Here is a 15296-nt window from a genome sequence, read left to right on the forward strand (position 1 = left end):
GGGGAAACCGATATGAAAAAATATATTCTTTCATTAGACCAAGGAACAACAAGCTCACGTGCAATTTTATTCAATAAAAAAGGTGAAATTGTTCATTCAGCTCAAAAAGAGTTTACACAACATTTTCCAAAGCCGGGCTGGGTAGAGCATAATGCGCAAGAAATTTGGGGATCTATTTTAGCAGTTATCGCAACTTGCTTAAGCGAAGCAGATGTAAAACCAGAACAAATCGCTGGTATCGGTATTACGAACCAACGTGAAACAACGGTTGTATGGGATAAAACAACTAGTAAACCAATTTACAACGCAATCGTATGGCAATCTCGCCAAACAGCTGAAATTTGTGATGAGTTAAAAGAAAAAGGTTATAGCGAAATGGTTCGCGAAAAAACAGGTCTTTTAATTGATGCATACTTCTCTGGAACGAAAGTAAAATGGATTTTAGATAACGTTGAAGGTGCAAGAGAGAAAGCAGAAAACGGCGATCTATTATTCGGAACAATTGATTCATGGCTTGTATGGAAACTATCTGGTGGTAAAGCACACGTAACAGATTACTCAAACGCATCACGTACGTTAATGTTTAACATTCACGACTTACAGTGGGATGATGAGCTTCTAGACATGTTAACAGTACCAAAGAGTATGCTTCCAGAAGTACGTCCATCATCTGAAATATATGGAGAAACAATTGATTACCACTTCTTCGGTCAAAATGTACCGATTGCAGGTGTAGCTGGTGACCAACAAGCAGCTTTATTTGGACAAGCTTGTTTCGGTGAAGGTATGGCGAAGAACACTTACGGAACTGGTTGCTTTATGTTAATGAACACAGGTGAAAAAGCAGTAGCTTCTGAGCACGGTCTATTAACAACAATTGCATGGGGAATAGATGGTAAAGTGAACTACGCATTAGAAGGAAGTATTTTCGTAGCAGGTTCTGCGATTCAGTGGTTACGTGACGGAATGCGCATGTTTAAAGATGCAAGTGAGAGTGAAGTATATGCCTCTCGCGTTGAATCAACTGACGGTGTATACGTTGTACCAGCATTCGTTGGACTAGGAACACCTTATTGGGATAGTGAAGTACGCGGCGCTATGTTTGGTGTAACACGCGGTACGACGAAAGAGCATTTCATTCGTGCAACGCTAGAATCTTTAGCTTACCAAACGAAAGATGTATTATGCGCAATGGAAGCAGATTCAGGTATTAAACTGAAAACATTACGCGTTGATGGCGGAGCAGTTAAAAATAACTTCTTAATGAAGTTCCAAAGCGATATTTTAGATGTTCCTGTAGAGCGTCCAGTGATCAACGAAACGACAGCTTTAGGTGCAGCATACTTAGCTGGTCTTGCGGTTGGATATTGGAAAAACCAAGATGAAATTAAATCACAGTGGCATATGGACAAACGCTTTGAACCAACTATGGAAGCGGAAACAAGCGAAGAGCTATATGCTGGATGGAAAAAAGCAATTGAAGCAACAAAAGCTTTCAAATAATCATAAACAGTGTTATAATGGTGACAAGTTAATAATTCGGTAGGAGATTTGGAGAGACCACAACGCGCTATAGAGGCGAAATCTATAGCGGAGTTTGTGGTCTCTTTTTTCGTTATCAAAGGGAGGAATTACCATGAAATTTTCAAGTAAACAACGTAAAGACGTATTAAACGGAGTAAATAAACAAGAGTTAGATGTGATCGTAATTGGTGGAGGTATTACTGGTTCTGGTATTGCATTAGATGGAGCAACACGCGGGTTATCAACAATTGTGTTTGAAATGCAGGACTTTGCAGCAGGTACATCAAGTCGTTCAACGAAGCTTGTACACGGTGGTCTACGTTATTTAAAACAACTTGAAGTGAAAATGGTAGCAGAGGTGGGTAAAGAGCGCGCGATCGTATATGAGAACGGTCCCCATGTAACAACACCAGAGTGGATGTTACTTCCGTTCCATACAGGCGGTACGTTCGGATCATTTAGTACATCAATTGGTCTTCGTGTATACGACTTCTTAGCAGGTGTAAAACGAAGCGAGCGCAGAAAGATGTTTAACCGTGAAGAAACGCTAAACAAAGAGCCTCTTGTAAAAAAAGAAGGATTAAAAGGCGGCGGTTACTACGTAGAATATCGTACAGACGATGCGCGTCTTACAATTGAAGTAATGAAAGAAGCAATTGAGCATGGTGCGAAAGCTGTTAACTACGCAAAAGTAGACAGTTTCTTATATAAAGATGGAAAAGTATGCGGTGTACGTGTAATCGATTTACTAGACGGGGAAGTATATGAAGTTTACGGTAAGAAAATTGTAAACGCAGCTGGTCCTTGGGTAGATACACTTCGTGAAAAAGATAACTCGAAAAAAGGAAAAGTACTTCAGTTATCAAAAGGTGTTCACTTAGTAATTGATCAAAAACGTTTCCCACTCGGGCAAGCAATTTACTTCGATACACCAGATAAACGTATGGTGTTCGCGATTCCTCGCGGAGGAAAAACATACGTAGGTACAACAGATACGTTCTATGATAAAGACGCAGCTGTACCACAAATGACAACAGAAGATCGCACATACATCATTAATGCGATTAACTACATGTTCCCAAGCGTGAAAATTACAGAGAAAGACATTGAATCAAGCTGGGCTGGTGTACGTCCGTTAATTTATGAAGAAGGTAAGAATGCATCTGAAATTTCTCGTAAAGATGAAATTTGGACTTCTGAATCTGGTTTAATTACAATCGCAGGTGGTAAATTAACAGGATACCGTAAAATGGCTGAAATGGTAGTAGATTACGTAACGAACTTATTACAAAAAGAAGGTCATAGCGCATATCCGAAGAGCGATACGAAACATATGCCAATCTCTGGTGGACATGTAGATGGTTCACACGGATTCCCAGCATTTGTTGCGAAAAAAGCAGACGAAGGTACAAAATCTGGTTTAACGAAAGTACAAGCAGAAGAGTTCGCGAAATTCTACGGCTCTAACGTTGATGTACTGTTCGACTTAGCGAAAAAACATAAAGAAGAAGCGAAAGAATACAACATGCCGCTTGAAGTTCTAATCCCACTTGTATACGCAATGGATTACGAAATGACAGCAAAACCAGTTGACTTCTTCGTACGCCGCAGAGGCGCTGTATTCTTCAACATCCACTGGGTATACGAGTGGAAAGAAGCAGTAATCAACTACATGGCTGCGAAACTAGGCTGGAGCAAAGAAGAACAAATGAAATATACAGCTGAACTAGAAAAAGCACTAACAGACGCTGTAATTCCTGTAGATCAACAAGAACAGGCAGCTGCGTTAGCATAAAATAGAGAACCACCTGAAGGGGAGCCTTTAGGTGGTTTTTTTATGGGTTATTTTTCTAACTATGTTGTATAACGACATATGTTGTTATACTATGTATATAAGGTGGTGGTATTGTTGGACAAAGAAATCTTGAAGGGAAGTATAGATATTTTATTACTTTCTATCATTGCAAAACGTGATACATACGGCTACGAAATAGCTCAAAGTTTAAAGGATGCAAGTGAAGATTTGTATAGTATGGGACAGGGAACTTTGTATCCTGCTTTAAAGCGATTAGAGAAAAAGGAGTTTCTTGAATCTTATTGGAATGAATCTGAGAATGGGATGAAAAGGAAATTCTATACTATTACAGATAAAGGGAAAAAAGAATTGCAGAAGAAAGTGAACTCTTGGGAGAGTGTAACAGCATTAATTCAAGCTTGTCAGAAAGGAGTTATTTATGAGTGAATTTGATGAGTATATTAAGTCTATTTTAGCCTATTCAGAACTTAGTGATATTGAACAGGATGAGTTATTTCTAGAAATGTATGATCACTTGAACAGCTTGAAAGAAGAATATATGGAGCAAGGTATGAATGAAAAAGAAGCGATTTATAAAGCGATTCAAAGTTTTGGAGAATCAAAAGTTATTGGCGTAGAGATTAATAAATCGGTATACGAAGTTCCTAGGCCATTAAAGGTATTATCAAAAATTTTATGTATTCCTTATATAATCATTTGTTTTATTGTCTTTTTAGGAACGTTTATTTCGACTTCTACATTTGACTCTGTTCGCAGTTTGACAGGTGGTGGGACTGTCTATCATCCCATTGAATTTTGGCAGCAATTTTTACATATATCTGATTTAGAAACGTTATTACAACTTTTTGGAATAACACTTTGGCAAGTTAAAGATTTTATTGCACATCCAGGTCCTTGGGGAAACTCAACTTATTGGTTAAGCGTTTTACAACATATAATATTAGTAGTTCCATTCGGATTTTTCGTTCCAGTGCTCATTAATAAAGTGACTAACTATAAGAAAGCTCGTAAGTGGTATGTTATGACCTTTCTTGTTTGGGAGATATTACATTTACTAACTTTGTCTGATGTTTTTGATGTGTGGCGGATTGCTATAAATATGCTCGGTGCGTCGGTAGGATATCTTTTATTTATAAGCATAATGCAACTGGATAATAAATTTAGGGTTATGCGAAAGAAGATATTTGAAATTTAGCTCGCTATTCTGTAGTTTAAATTATACAAATTTAATTTGATGGTAATAGAGTATCGCTGAAAACATAGGTACTATGTAGTGAGAGGATTTTTTATATTCGTAATAGGTGTTGTTCCTTGTTTAATCCTACTGTTATGAAGCGGGTCCATAATCCGTCTTTATTGGTGCTATAAATGATGAGAGCGGCACAGCTGAACTAGAAAAAGTCTAGATCAACAAGAACAGGCAGCTGCGTTAGCGTAAAATAGAGAACCACCTGAAGGGGAGCCTTTTAGGTGATTTTTTCTCTTGACTAAAAATAAATAAAATGTGTTACAATGATGATAGAGTATTTAGTGTGAATTTTGCATAAAATAAAAAGACAGAAGCCTGAGAAACTTCTGCATTTGTAACCTAACTTGCTATTGTGGTGGTAGTAGGTGCGGTTATAAGACAATTACATTAACGTTTTAGCCGAGAACCGCCCTTACCTTTTCCACGAAGCAGGGTGGTTCTCGCTTTTTTGTATACAGAAATTAGCCATGGACCGACGTATCTTCTACCGATGACAACGCCAGCTCCGGTTAGGATACCATACACTAATTTAATTACAAACATCGCGATCATATTATCACCTCCCCCTTTTTTCAAAATGGAAGAGATGATTACCACACCTACTAGTTATAGCTTATTAAGTTACATATTAATTGTATTATGTTTTAAAATAGGGAACAAGACATATGGATGAAAAGCCCTAGTTTTAAATGGTGGTTGTGTAAATTGTGGTTTATCATATATAACCTGTTTATGAGTTTCCTACAAGTTAAGGTTTTCATGCAATTGCGTTATGTATAGAAGTTTAAATACTACACTTGTATGAAGAATATATTAGTTTTGATATTTTCGATTCATCTTTGTATGGCCATGATATATTAGATTCTTTAAGTGAGCGTTAGAAAGAAGGAGGACTCGATTAAATCGGTTCTCTTTTTAATTTAGCGATGAGGGGAATCTTGATGATATAAAACTAAGACAAAATCCTTATTGTAAACTTAAAGAGCGCCTTGGGAGAAAGACGCTCTTTAGGTGAACGCATTGTAACGACTATTCGGTTTATTATATGTAATTTACTGAGGAAGTGCTTTATAAAAAATGTGATTGCCGATCGTATTTTTTTATACATTTATAAAACTTTTCCATACAGTGCGTCGTCTAATATATGGGAAGGAGGAAATGATGTGGATGAATTAACGATAGAAGCGTTTGAAATAGAAGATAAGGAGGACCTTATCGACGAAATAATGAACAAGTATGGACAAGAAGTCCTGCAGCTTGTGTATTCGTATGTGAATAATAAAGAGGTTGCGGAGGATTTAACGCAAGATATATTTGTGAAATGCTATAAATCTCTTCATACATATAAAGGGAATTCGAATTTGAAAACATGGTTATGGAGAATTGCAATCAATCATTGTAAGGACTATTTAAAAAGTTGGTATAACAAAAAAGTTATCGTGACAGAGGATGACTTTACGTATATGGAGAGTCAAAAAGAAAGTGTGGAACAAACTGTCATTCAAAATGCGGAGGATCGTGAACTGGCTTCTGCAGTAATGAGTTTACCGATAAAATATCGAGAAGTGATTTATCTATTTTATTATGAGGAATTATCAATTAAAGAGGTTGCTACGGTAATAGAAGTGAAGGAAAACACGATAAAAACGAGACTGAAAAAAGCGAAGGAGCTTTTGAAGAAAGGATTGGAGGAATAATCAAATGGAAGATCGATTAAAAGGTTTGCGAAAATCAATGGAGAACACAACGTTTAAACATTTGAGTTTTTCTGATCAGCACCAAAAGCGGGTGCGCGAAAAAATCAATCAATCGTCCGAAAAGGAAGAAGACATCCTTTTAGCAGTGTTGCAACTTCTTATGAATGAAAAAACAGGTTATGAATTGATGCAGTTACTGCGGGGGAGAGGAATTCAAAAATTCGAAGGTGATGAAGGATCTCTATACACTTTATTACATCGTCTAGAACAGAATCGCTTTATCCAATCTAGCTGGGATCATGCGGGAGCTAAATATTATCAATTAAATGATAAAGGAAACAAGATGCTGCGAAAGGCAGAGAAGAATGCTACGAAGGCACGATTTATATTAAAAGGATTAGTACAGGAGTGAGAAAAAATTGAACAAAAAAGGGGAGCGTTTTTTAAAAGAAGTTACGAACCATATTAAATCAAAAGAAGCGAAGGATTTGGTGGCGATGGAACTAGACTTTCACTTAAAACAGGCGAAGAATATGTGGATGGATAAAGGATTAAGTGAGGAAGTTGCTGAAGATAAGGCTGTTGAACAAATGGGAAGTCCGGTCAAACTTGGCGAAGAACTTAACAAACTGTATAAGCCAAAGGTTGATTGGTTTTTGATTGGTTTATTAGTGGCTGCGATGGGGCTAGGGTTTTTGCCGATTATAACTTTTGGACATGCTGACTTATTCATGAATAAGGTGATATTTGTTATTCTCGGTGTTGTAACAGCTATGGGCATGATGCTACTTGATTATCGGAGATTAGAGAAACTTGGGTGGCTGTTTTATACAATTGGCGTACTTATCTTGTTAATGATAAAATGTTTTCCGACTGATTACGTGATTGGGGAAGCAATAATAAAAATTGGCCCCATCAAAATTGACTGTTTAATGACGATGCCATTCTTCTTTCTAGCTTGGGCTTCTTTTTTCAATAATAGTAGGTTAAAGTTTATGCATCTTCTCATATTATACGTATTTTCTTTATATCTATTTTCAACTACATCAATTCTTTTACCAATTTTCATCTATATTACGATGGTATTCGTTATGCTTTGGTGGAGTAAGTTAGGAAAGAACACGGCATGGCTCATTACAATTTTACCGATTTTACCCTTTATTGTTAGGGATCTATTTTCCTGGTCTGCGGTAAAAGAATACCGGATAGCTAGAATTTTAGGATTTATAAATCCAGCGCATGATCAATGGGATTTACGTTTACAAGAGGCAATGTCTTCAGCAGGTTGGTTTGGTACATATGGAAATATAAAGTCTATCCGTGCTGCCCATACTGATTTTGTATTTGCAAGTTTGACTTACTATTATGGATATGTACTTGCGCTAGTTCTTGTCGTGATTCTTTCTCTTTTTGCAGTAAGAATAATGAACATAGCTTATAAAATAAATGATGGTTATGGTAAATTGCTTCTCGTTGGCGGAGTGACTCTTTTTGTAATCCATTTTATTTGTAACGTTGGCATGACCCTCGGGATATTACCACGTGTTTCTATATCATTACCTTTTATTAGCTACGGATTGATACCAACTCTGTTTCATGCATTTATAATGGGAATTGTGTTAAGTGTATATCGACGTAAAGATATTCCTTTTAGAATGAGAAAAACACCTTGATGATTATCAAGGTGTTTTCGTTATAAGTTCAAAACTATCCGAATCAGCCCCAAGCACAAAAGGACTAACCTTGCCAACACTATAAAGTTGCAACTCATGCATCGCGCGCGTACAAGCAGTGTAGAACAATCTACGTATGCTCTCATCACTGTATACATCTTCAGAAGCATCATAAATAATAACAGCGTCAAATTCAATACCCTTTGCTAAATAAGCAGGGATTACGACGATACCTTGCTCATACTCGGCTGAGTTACTCTTCACGAGTTTAATATTCTCGATATGACGGAGTGCTTCGTATGCAGCGGCGCTTTCAGTTGCGGATTTACATATAATTGCGATTGTATTGTGATTTTGTTTTTTTAGTTCGGTAACTTTTGTAGTAATATGCTCGTGCAGTTCGCTGTAATCAGCTACTTTCGTTACTGTAGGTTTCTCGCCGTCGCGTTCAAAGGCGTGAATGTTCTTCCCTTCCGGTACGAGAGCACGTGTAAATTCAATAATCGGTTTTGTTGAGCGGTAGCTACGAGTTAAGTTAATACCGTTCGTTTCATCTGGTCCGTATAAGCTAGTAAGTGTATTGAAATTCACTGCCTCACTCGCATGGGCAAATATCGCTTGGTTAAAGTCTCCGAGTACCGTCATTCTTGCAGCAGGGAAGAGACGTTTTAAGAACTCGAACTGAAACGGAGAATAATCTTGCGCTTCATCTACGAGTACGTGTTTAATCGATCTGTTCGTTTGGAAGCCTTCAATTAATTCTTTTAAAAGTAAAAATGGAGTCGCATCCTCGTAATATAGCTTTCCTTCATCAAGCATGTTCACCGTTAGAGAGCAAATGTCATCCCATTCTTTCGGTTTTTCTCCAGTAACCCATGATGCGTCTGTGAAGAGTTGTTTATAGATTCCTGTGAAATTGATGAAGCGCAGTGTTTGAACGCCTTTACGAAGCGGCTTCAATTTTTTGCGGACAATCATACGTCCCAGGACTTTCGTTTCTTTCTCATAGTCATTAAAAGAGTTGTCGTCAAACTCGCCTTTTGTCTGCAAGTATTTATAAGCCTTTTGATATTCATCTTTACTAAGTAATTCAATTTCTTCTTCTACCCAAGGCTTTTTCAGTTCTGCTTTTTCAAGTGCATCTATTTGTTTATTTAGCCAATCCGTTAACTTCTCAATTCGACTATGGAAGCGGAGGGAGGAGTCAGTATTGTAAAATTGCTCTGTAATTTCTTTAGCTGAGGCGATCAGTTTCCCTCTAAATTTCATTCCTCTAAATAGCATGCCTGAAGTTTCAAGAGATTGTCTGTACGCTTTAATCATTTCGAAAAATTGAGTGGATGCTTTAAATCGGATGCTCGCATTTCTAATTTTGTAATTTGCGCTATTTGTTTCAGTTAGCATATATTCTAATTGTTCGTAAGGATCTTCCACATCAAATGACTTACTTAGTCTATGGTTTAAATATTCTTGGAATGTTACTTGCTGCATATTTTCTTCACCGAGTTCAGGTAGTACGTTAGAAACGTAGCTATTGAACATAGAGTTAGGGGAAAAGAGAATAATTTGATCCGCTTTTAGCCATTCGCGATATTTATATAGTAAGTAGGCGATTCGCTGCAGGGCAGCTGATGTTTTACCACTACCAGCAGCTCCTTGAACGATAAGGAGTCGGCCTTCATCGTGACGGATAATTTCATTTTGCTCACGCTGAATCGTAGCGACGATGCTCTGCATATGTTTGTTTGTACCTTTTCCGAGCGCTTGTTGCAGAATTTCATCACCGATTGTGAGGCTCGTATCGAACATGGAATCAATCTCGCCATTTTGAATAATGTATTGTAATTTTTTCTCCACATTACCGCGAATTACGCCGCCTGGTGTGTTGTATTCAGCCGGTCCTGGTGGATAGTCGTAATAAACACTTGAAATTGGGGCGCGCCAGTCATAAATAAGAAAGTTTTCTCCGCTTGCATCAGTAAGGGTAGAAACACCGATATAGATTTGTTCTGCGGCAGGTTCGCCTTCTTCAGTAAAATCGATGCGTCCGAAGTAAGGTGCTTTTTGCATGCGTCGCAGCGCGGCAAGTCGATTAAAGGTGTGTTTATGGGTGATTTGTGTAACAGCTAGTGACTGAGCTTGTTGTCTTAAGTTGATAACTGTTTCAAGGTAATCATCAAAAGTATCTGTATTCACTTTAACGTCATCCCAGAAGTGTTTACGGATGTTGATTACTTCTGCCCGGCGTCTGCCAGTTTCGTTTTCCAGCTTATCAATTTGCTGCGTAATCGTTTCGATTACGGTATCCAATCGTTTTTGCTCTAGATCAAGTTTTTTGTTCATACGTAAGCACTCCTTTAAAAGTGAAAAATAGAGGTTGACTGAAGAAAGGTTTTGTTGTACAATTAAGATACGGATAAATACGTTCTGTGTATTTTAGAAAGCGTGTTTCTGTACTAATTTAACATAGTTTCTTAATTTAATCAATAATGATGAGATAAACCCTTGGTTCCACGCGTTGTGAATCAAGGGTTTTTTGTTTTTCTGTAAGAAATAATTGCAATTTTGCCGAGGATAATCTAAGTAAAGTATAGAAACAATCAGGAATAGGGGGATACTGATGGGAAAATATTTTGAGGAAGCACATCGTTTTTGTTCTCGTAATAGAAAGCACTTAGAAAAGGATGTTATATGTGGTTGTTTCTATTGTTTAGAAATTTTCCATCCAGAAAAAATTACAGAGTGGTGGGATGATGATAACACAGCAGTTTGTCCGCATTGTGGGATTGACTCTATTATAGGGGAAAGTTCAGGATTTAGAATCACAGAAATGTTTTTAAGTGAAATGCATAAAAGATGGTTTTAGTTAAACGAATGACAAAATAAACTTTCGGTAACGAAGATAGTGTAAAACTAACTAAGATTTTACACTATCCATAAAATGAAAAAGACGTTATCCTTTCTATAGAATCGAAGAGTCAATCATGTAATTTCATTTACCCAATCTGTATATAATTTCCCCCTGGAAGAGGGGACATAAAAAAGCTCGGGCTTAGCCCGAGCTTTTCATTATTTCTTTTCGTCTTTTTTATCGTCAGCTTTTGGCTCTTTGAAAAGATCTTTTAAATCTTTATCGTCAACTTTTACGTCAGCTTTTTTGATTTCTTTCATCATAAGATCGTTCATGAATTGAGCATCTTGCGTTTTTTCTTGAGCTAGTGATTTTTTCATATCAGCTTTTGCTTTATCGAAAGTTGCATCTGCGTGATTATCAGTTACTTTGATAATATGGTAACCGAATTGTGTTTTTACAGGTTCGCTTACTTCACCTTTTTTCAACTTTTGAGCTGCTTCTTCAAATTCTTTTACCATTTTCCCTGGTCCGAAGAATCCTAAGTCGCCACCTTTTTCTTTTGAACCTGTATCTTCAGAGTATTGTTTTGCTAATTCTTCGAAAGATTTACCTTGAGCAAGTTCATCTTTCACTTTTTTAGCAGTTTCTTCATCTTTTACAAGGATATGACTTGCTTTCACTTCTTTTTTATAATCCTCGAATTTTGCTTTTAAATCTTTATCGGTAATTGCTTCTTCAATAGCTTTTTCTTGAGCTAATGAGGCACGGATAGTATTTTTAAATGTTTCTTCTTTCATGCCTTGTTGTTTTAATAGTGTATCGAATTGATCACCAACTTGTTTTTTTGTTTCATCAAACTTTTTGTCTACTTCTTTTTCATCTACTTTGTAGTTTTTAATAAGAACTTTTTCCATAACCATGGTTTGTAAGACTTGGCTACCAGCTTTTTGTTTCATTTCATTGTAGAAATCTTCTTTTGTAATGTCACCAGCTTTAGATGTAACGATTTTGTCTGATGATGATGTTCCACATGCTGATAATGCGATTACACTTGTTGCGGCTAAGGCAAGCATAGCTTTCTTCATTCGATAAACACTCCTACTATTATGTATTTTTAATTTATCCTACACCGATGAATTTTAAATTCATAAGAGCCCGATTAAGTCTCACTGATACTTTTGCTTTTTTGTATTGGTAAAGCGCGCTTAACAGGGCTTACCGTGGCTGAGGATAAAGTTTTGATGAATGTTTTGTTCTATAGTATAAGCAATATGTACAAAATTTAATATATCATATTTCGACGCGTTTTCATATTGATAAAGAAAAATTAACCAGTACGTGTCAGATTTTGAAAGTGTGCCATATTAGGCGTATGCCGCATATACAGAATAGAGGAGGGGATGGGGATGAATTCTCAACTTATTTTATTACTTGTACTGTTTATTTTATTGGTTATTGTAGGTATAATTTGCTTATAGAGGAAAAAAGTGAGGAAGGGGCTTTCCTTCCTCACTTTCCATGAAATATAATTTCTATATAACTAGAAATTAATAAAATTGTTATACATACATTAATAACCCGAAAGACACCGGGCTGGCGGCTCGCAGCTATTTGTTTTCGTTCACACAGTGTATGTGTCATGAAATTCGTGTAAAATATAACAAGAAGTGCGAATGCGACAAAAACAACTGTTATAAGTGTCATGAGGCGAGACCTCCTTTTGGCTAAAATACATATACATATATTGTATCACACGATATTTTGTTCGTGTTACAAAATTCAGAAATAGAAGACTTTGTGTTAGAAAGTGAGGGAGAAAATGGACGTTGTTAGAAGATTAGAACAAGCTGAATACTACGTAGACCTACTATTTAAAATGATTGATGAAGAGAAGTGTCCATTTTATTCTTTGATCATAAAGAAAAAAGCTCGTAAAAAAGATATTGAACGTATACTAAATCTTTGTGAAAAACTGAACGAGCAATATGTAGTGGAGAAAGCAGAAGGGCTTCTTTTGTTCGATGCGCTGTTAGATCAATTTGAAAAAGCGCTTCCACATCAGCTCGAAGTACACGAAACTGCGGAAGCGCTAGCAAAACAAGGTTTATTTAAGCCGCTTATGAATGAATTCTTAAGCATGATTGCGAAAAAATAAATAGATTATTTCTTAACTAACTTTTGATCGGATTCTGTAAAGTTCTCTTCAATATCTTCTAATGATTTCTCAAAAATATCGATAAAGTCTTGTCCGTAAATATTACGCAGGATTGCAATCAGTTCGATATTTTCTGGGAACTTCCCATAAAAATTACGAAGTGCAAGAGCCCCATTAAACACTGAATTATTTTCAGGATCATACTCTTCCATTAAGCGAAGTAGTAATTCTTCCCCTTTGTCTGTAATTTCAATGTACGTATTTCGTTTATCATCTTCCTTTTTTGAGAATACAAGATAGCCGCGTTCTTCCAGCTTTTTCGAGAAGTTAAACGCCGTTGATACGTGCATAACTCCAAACTTAGCAATCTCAGAAATAGAAGCCCCTTTTAAATGATAAGCGATTGTTAAAATATGATGTTCATTAATATTTAAATCGTAAGGTTTAATCCACTGCTGCCAATCTTTCTCTACACATTTCCATAACGCTTTCGATAATTGAGCAATGCGTTGGCTGAAAATCATCGCTTCTTTTACCGAGTAATCTTTTTCTCCACTTTTCATTTACTCACCCACTTTAACATTCTTTTTCATTACTATCTATTATGCCAGTAAAATAAAAATTAATAAAGTCTTTTTGTAAGAATTGTGAAAATTTTTTAACAAAATGACATTCTATACAAATCATGCATAACTATGGAAGCGTTTTATGAGTCGTGAATACATGCGTTGTCCTTACATGTTAATTGATAACATATATTGTAAATGCATAAAAACACGGCATATCTATACGATATGCCGTGTCAAGGTCAATTTATATAAAAAATATTTGTTATATGCAAAAAACTAAGCAGGAATTTGTTTACGCTTTTTCTGGAACAGCTTCTTGCAGTTTCTCAATTGACTTTTGGATGTCCAAAATTTCTTTCTCAATATGGCGCTTGTTTTGAGAAATATCTTGTTTCCAGTTAGAAAGCGTGTCTTGCATGTCATCTTTTAATTCTTGGAACACTTCTTTACCTTCTGAAGCAGTTTCAACAATTTGACGCTTTAATAATTTCGTATCAGCTGTAATATCAGCTAAAGTCTTTTTAATATCATTTCCTTTTTCTTTTAACTTGCCGCGCATGTCTTTACCAGAAGAAGGAGTTGAGAAAAGAACGGCTAGTCCAGCAACTGCTCCCCCGCAAATAACACCTGTAATAAAGGATTTAGCTTTTGACATAAAAGGAGACCTCCTTATTTTTTGTTCGTATTCATGATGTAAAACAATATGCATATCTTTCTTATATGTGCTATGCACAAAAAAATCATCCCTGAGCATTTTAAGTGAAGAAACAAGCCATGCGGAATTTGATGACTTCAGGGAAGTGGCTTGTTATGTATTACGCCTTCTTATAGTGTCATTATTTCACACTATTTGCAATTGTACTTGCGATGTTTTGTAAATTTTCCATAGTGTATTCATTTTGGTGTGATTTCCAAACAGCACCGAAACCATCTTTTTCACCGTAGCGTGGAATTAAATGAAGGTGGAAGTGGAACACAGTTTGTCCAGCTTTTTCACCGTTATTGTTAAGTAGGTTAAAGCCAACTGGATTAAACTCTGCTTTAATCGCATTTGCGATTTTTGGAACGACAGAAAAAATGTGTGATGCGATTTCTGGCGTTAACGCAAAAATGTCTTGTTTGTGAACTTTCGGAATAACAAGAGTATGTCCTTTTGTTACTTGACTAATATCTAAAAATGCAAGCACATGTTCATCTTCGTATACTTTTGAGCAAGGGATTTGCCCGTCAATGATTTTACAAAAAATACAATTGTCTGCTGTATGATTCATTGATCTCATCCTTTCAAATATCCTTAGCCGTATTTTACCATAATTACATAAGAGAACAAACACGAAAAACAGGAAGCTGACTCAGCTTCCTGTTTTCTGAAGAGGGATTGAAAAAGCATTATCGTAATTTACGTTTCGCAGACACCTCATTTATTTAAGAAATGCACGGTAAATCGGCTAAAGTTTCTGCCGTAGACACCCCATTTTCAAGTGAAATGAATTGCAATCTTTCATAAAAGGAAATTGTTTATTTTTTAAAACAGTATATGCTCTTTCGGAGACACCCCGTTTCTAAAATGAAACAAATAATCTGGTTATGTGTAAATTTCTTTGTCCAACATGGACACCCCATTTCATGATGACTTCACTATGTTGTTGTACTCATCAATTGGTGGTTGCTTTTTCAATGTGTTCCTTCTTCACTAATTATGATGTCCGCTTTCGGGAAAATATATGCTAATAAATTTAAAATTTTTTTTTGAGTACAT

The 15296-nt window shown here is 36.3% G+C and carries 16 protein-coding genes; 9 read left to right on the forward strand and 7 right to left on the reverse strand.

Annotated elements, in window-relative coordinates:
* Nucleotides 1-12: 12 nt before the first annotated feature.
* From glpK to QCI81_RS19535, 4 genes are all read left to right on the forward strand, one after another.
* Nucleotides 13-1503: a glycerol kinase GlpK gene (gene glpK, locus QCI81_RS19520; protein ID WP_063546700.1), complete on the forward strand. Its 1491-nt coding sequence runs from the start codon at nt 13-15 to the stop codon at nt 1501-1503.
* A 133-nt stretch (nt 1504-1636) separates the two neighbouring features.
* Complete coding sequence (glpD, locus tag QCI81_RS19525) at nt 1637-3319, forward strand: aerobic glycerol-3-phosphate dehydrogenase (RefSeq protein ID WP_000672829.1); 1683 nt, start codon at nt 1637-1639, stop codon at nt 3317-3319.
* Between the two features lie 114 nt (nt 3320-3433).
* Nucleotides 3434-3766 carry a PadR family transcriptional regulator gene (locus tag QCI81_RS19530; RefSeq protein WP_000356630.1) on the forward strand — a complete coding sequence of 111 codons (333 nt, stop codon included), beginning with the start codon at nt 3434-3436 and terminating at the stop codon, nt 3764-3766.
* A complete protein-coding gene (locus QCI81_RS19535) occupies nt 3759-4535 on the forward strand; it encodes a VanZ family protein (protein ID WP_071731878.1) in 777 nt (258 codons plus the stop codon). The genes QCI81_RS19530 and QCI81_RS19535 overlap by 8 nt, the downstream gene beginning before the upstream one ends.
* A gap of 441 nt (nt 4536-4976) precedes the next feature.
* Here the strand turns inward: QCI81_RS19535 and QCI81_RS19540 are convergent, their stop codons facing one another.
* Entirely contained in the window at nt 4977-5141 is a 165-nt protein-coding gene (locus tag QCI81_RS19540) for a hypothetical protein (protein WP_000561154.1), read from the reverse strand.
* 611 nt (nt 5142-5752) lie between these two features.
* On the opposite strand from QCI81_RS19540, the gene QCI81_RS19545 reads away from it, so the two are divergent.
* Genes QCI81_RS19545 through QCI81_RS19555 form a run of 3 tightly spaced genes read left to right on the forward strand, consistent with a single transcriptional unit; the run spans nt 5753 to nt 7959 of the window.
* Nucleotides 5753-6286: a sigma-70 family RNA polymerase sigma factor gene (locus QCI81_RS19545; protein WP_071731879.1), complete on the forward strand. Its 534-nt coding sequence runs from the start codon at nt 5753-5755 to the stop codon at nt 6284-6286.
* A gap of 4 nt (nt 6287-6290) precedes the next feature.
* Nucleotides 6291-6698, forward strand: coding sequence for a PadR family transcriptional regulator (locus QCI81_RS19550; protein ID WP_000390160.1), 408 nt, complete (start codon nt 6291-6293; stop codon nt 6696-6698).
* A gap of 7 nt (nt 6699-6705) precedes the next feature.
* A complete protein-coding gene (locus QCI81_RS19555) occupies nt 6706-7959 on the forward strand; it encodes an FtsW/RodA/SpoVE family cell cycle protein (RefSeq protein WP_065228420.1) in 1254 nt (417 codons plus the stop codon).
* Nucleotides 7960-7965: 6 nt separating this feature from the next.
* On the opposite strand, the gene helD is transcribed toward QCI81_RS19555, so the two are convergent.
* Entirely contained in the window at nt 7966-10302 is a 2337-nt protein-coding gene (gene helD, locus QCI81_RS19560) for an RNA polymerase recycling motor HelD (RefSeq protein WP_071731880.1), read from the reverse strand.
* Between the two features lie 277 nt (nt 10303-10579).
* Here helD and QCI81_RS19565 point away from each other — a divergent pair, with 277 nt between their 5' ends.
* Nucleotides 10580-10825 (forward strand): hypothetical protein, encoded by a 246-nt coding sequence (locus QCI81_RS19565; RefSeq protein WP_064532783.1) that lies wholly within the window; start codon nt 10580-10582, stop codon nt 10823-10825.
* A gap of 203 nt (nt 10826-11028) precedes the next feature.
* Here QCI81_RS19565 and prsA read toward each other — a convergent pair whose 3' ends face one another.
* Nucleotides 11029-11898 carry a peptidylprolyl isomerase PrsA gene (prsA, locus tag QCI81_RS19570; protein ID WP_071731881.1) on the reverse strand — a complete coding sequence of 290 codons (870 nt, stop codon included), beginning with the start codon at nt 11896-11898 and terminating at the stop codon, nt 11029-11031.
* A gap of 424 nt (nt 11899-12322) precedes the next feature.
* Nucleotides 12323-12517 (reverse strand): hypothetical protein, encoded by a 195-nt coding sequence (locus QCI81_RS19575; protein WP_000172690.1) that lies wholly within the window; start codon nt 12515-12517, stop codon nt 12323-12325.
* A gap of 115 nt (nt 12518-12632) precedes the next feature.
* On the opposite strand from QCI81_RS19575, the gene QCI81_RS19580 reads away from it, so the two are divergent.
* Nucleotides 12633-12968: a DUF1878 family protein gene (locus QCI81_RS19580; RefSeq protein WP_000383655.1), complete on the forward strand. Its 336-nt coding sequence runs from the start codon at nt 12633-12635 to the stop codon at nt 12966-12968.
* A 5-nt stretch (nt 12969-12973) separates the two neighbouring features.
* Here QCI81_RS19580 and QCI81_RS19585 read toward each other — a convergent pair whose 3' ends face one another.
* The 3 genes from QCI81_RS19585 to QCI81_RS19595 form a co-directional block, all read right to left on the reverse strand.
* Entirely contained in the window at nt 12974-13531 is a 558-nt protein-coding gene (locus tag QCI81_RS19585) for an HTH-type transcriptional regulator Hpr (RefSeq protein ID WP_000834924.1), read from the reverse strand.
* Between the two features lie 298 nt (nt 13532-13829).
* Nucleotides 13830-14192: a YtxH domain-containing protein gene (locus QCI81_RS19590; RefSeq protein WP_000030302.1), complete on the reverse strand. Its 363-nt coding sequence runs from the start codon at nt 14190-14192 to the stop codon at nt 13830-13832.
* A gap of 181 nt (nt 14193-14373) precedes the next feature.
* A complete protein-coding gene (locus QCI81_RS19595) occupies nt 14374-14808 on the reverse strand; it encodes an HIT family protein (protein WP_001016835.1) in 435 nt (144 codons plus the stop codon).
* Nucleotides 14809-15296: the final 488 nt, after the last annotated feature.

Origin of the sequence: Bacillus cereus group sp. MG20 (assembly GCF_040459885.1) — a bacterium.
Lineage (GTDB): Bacteria > Bacillota > Bacilli > Bacillales > Bacillaceae_G > Bacillus_A > Bacillus_A cereus.

What these genes read in the sequence shown, in the direction of transcription:
- glpK (WP_063546700.1), top strand. Translation starts at nt 13, where the DNA reads ATGAAAAAATATATTCTTTCATTAGACCAAGGAACAACAAGCTCACGT.
- glpD (WP_000672829.1), top strand. Translation starts at nt 1,637, where the DNA reads ATGAAATTTTCAAGTAAACAACGTAAAGACGTATTAAACGGAGTAAAT.
- QCI81_RS19535 (WP_071731878.1), top strand. Translation starts at nt 3,759, where the DNA reads ATGAGTGAATTTGATGAGTATATTAAGTCTATTTTAGCCTATTCAGAA.
- QCI81_RS19540 (WP_000561154.1), bottom strand. Translation starts at nt 5,141, where the DNA reads ATGATCGCGATGTTTGTAATTAAATTAGTGTATGGTATCCTAACCGGA.
- QCI81_RS19550 (WP_000390160.1), top strand. Translation starts at nt 6,291, where the DNA reads ATGGAAGATCGATTAAAAGGTTTGCGAAAATCAATGGAGAACACAACG.
- helD (WP_071731880.1), bottom strand. Translation starts at nt 10,302, where the DNA reads ATGAACAAAAAACTTGATCTAGAGCAAAAACGATTGGATACCGTAATC.
- QCI81_RS19565 (WP_064532783.1), top strand. Translation starts at nt 10,580, where the DNA reads ATGGGAAAATATTTTGAGGAAGCACATCGTTTTTGTTCTCGTAATAGA.
- prsA (WP_071731881.1), bottom strand. Translation starts at nt 11,898, where the DNA reads ATGAAGAAAGCTATGCTTGCCTTAGCCGCAACAAGTGTAATCGCATTA.
- QCI81_RS19575 (WP_000172690.1), bottom strand. Translation starts at nt 12,517, where the DNA reads ATGACACTTATAACAGTTGTTTTTGTCGCATTCGCACTTCTTGTTATA.
- QCI81_RS19580 (WP_000383655.1), top strand. Translation starts at nt 12,633, where the DNA reads ATGGACGTTGTTAGAAGATTAGAACAAGCTGAATACTACGTAGACCTA.
- QCI81_RS19585 (WP_000834924.1), bottom strand. Translation starts at nt 13,531, where the DNA reads ATGAAAAGTGGAGAAAAAGATTACTCGGTAAAAGAAGCGATGATTTTC.
- QCI81_RS19590 (WP_000030302.1), bottom strand. Translation starts at nt 14,192, where the DNA reads ATGTCAAAAGCTAAATCCTTTATTACAGGTGTTATTTGCGGGGGAGCA.
- QCI81_RS19595 (WP_001016835.1), bottom strand. Translation starts at nt 14,808, where the DNA reads ATGAATCATACAGCAGACAATTGTATTTTTTGTAAAATCATTGACGGG.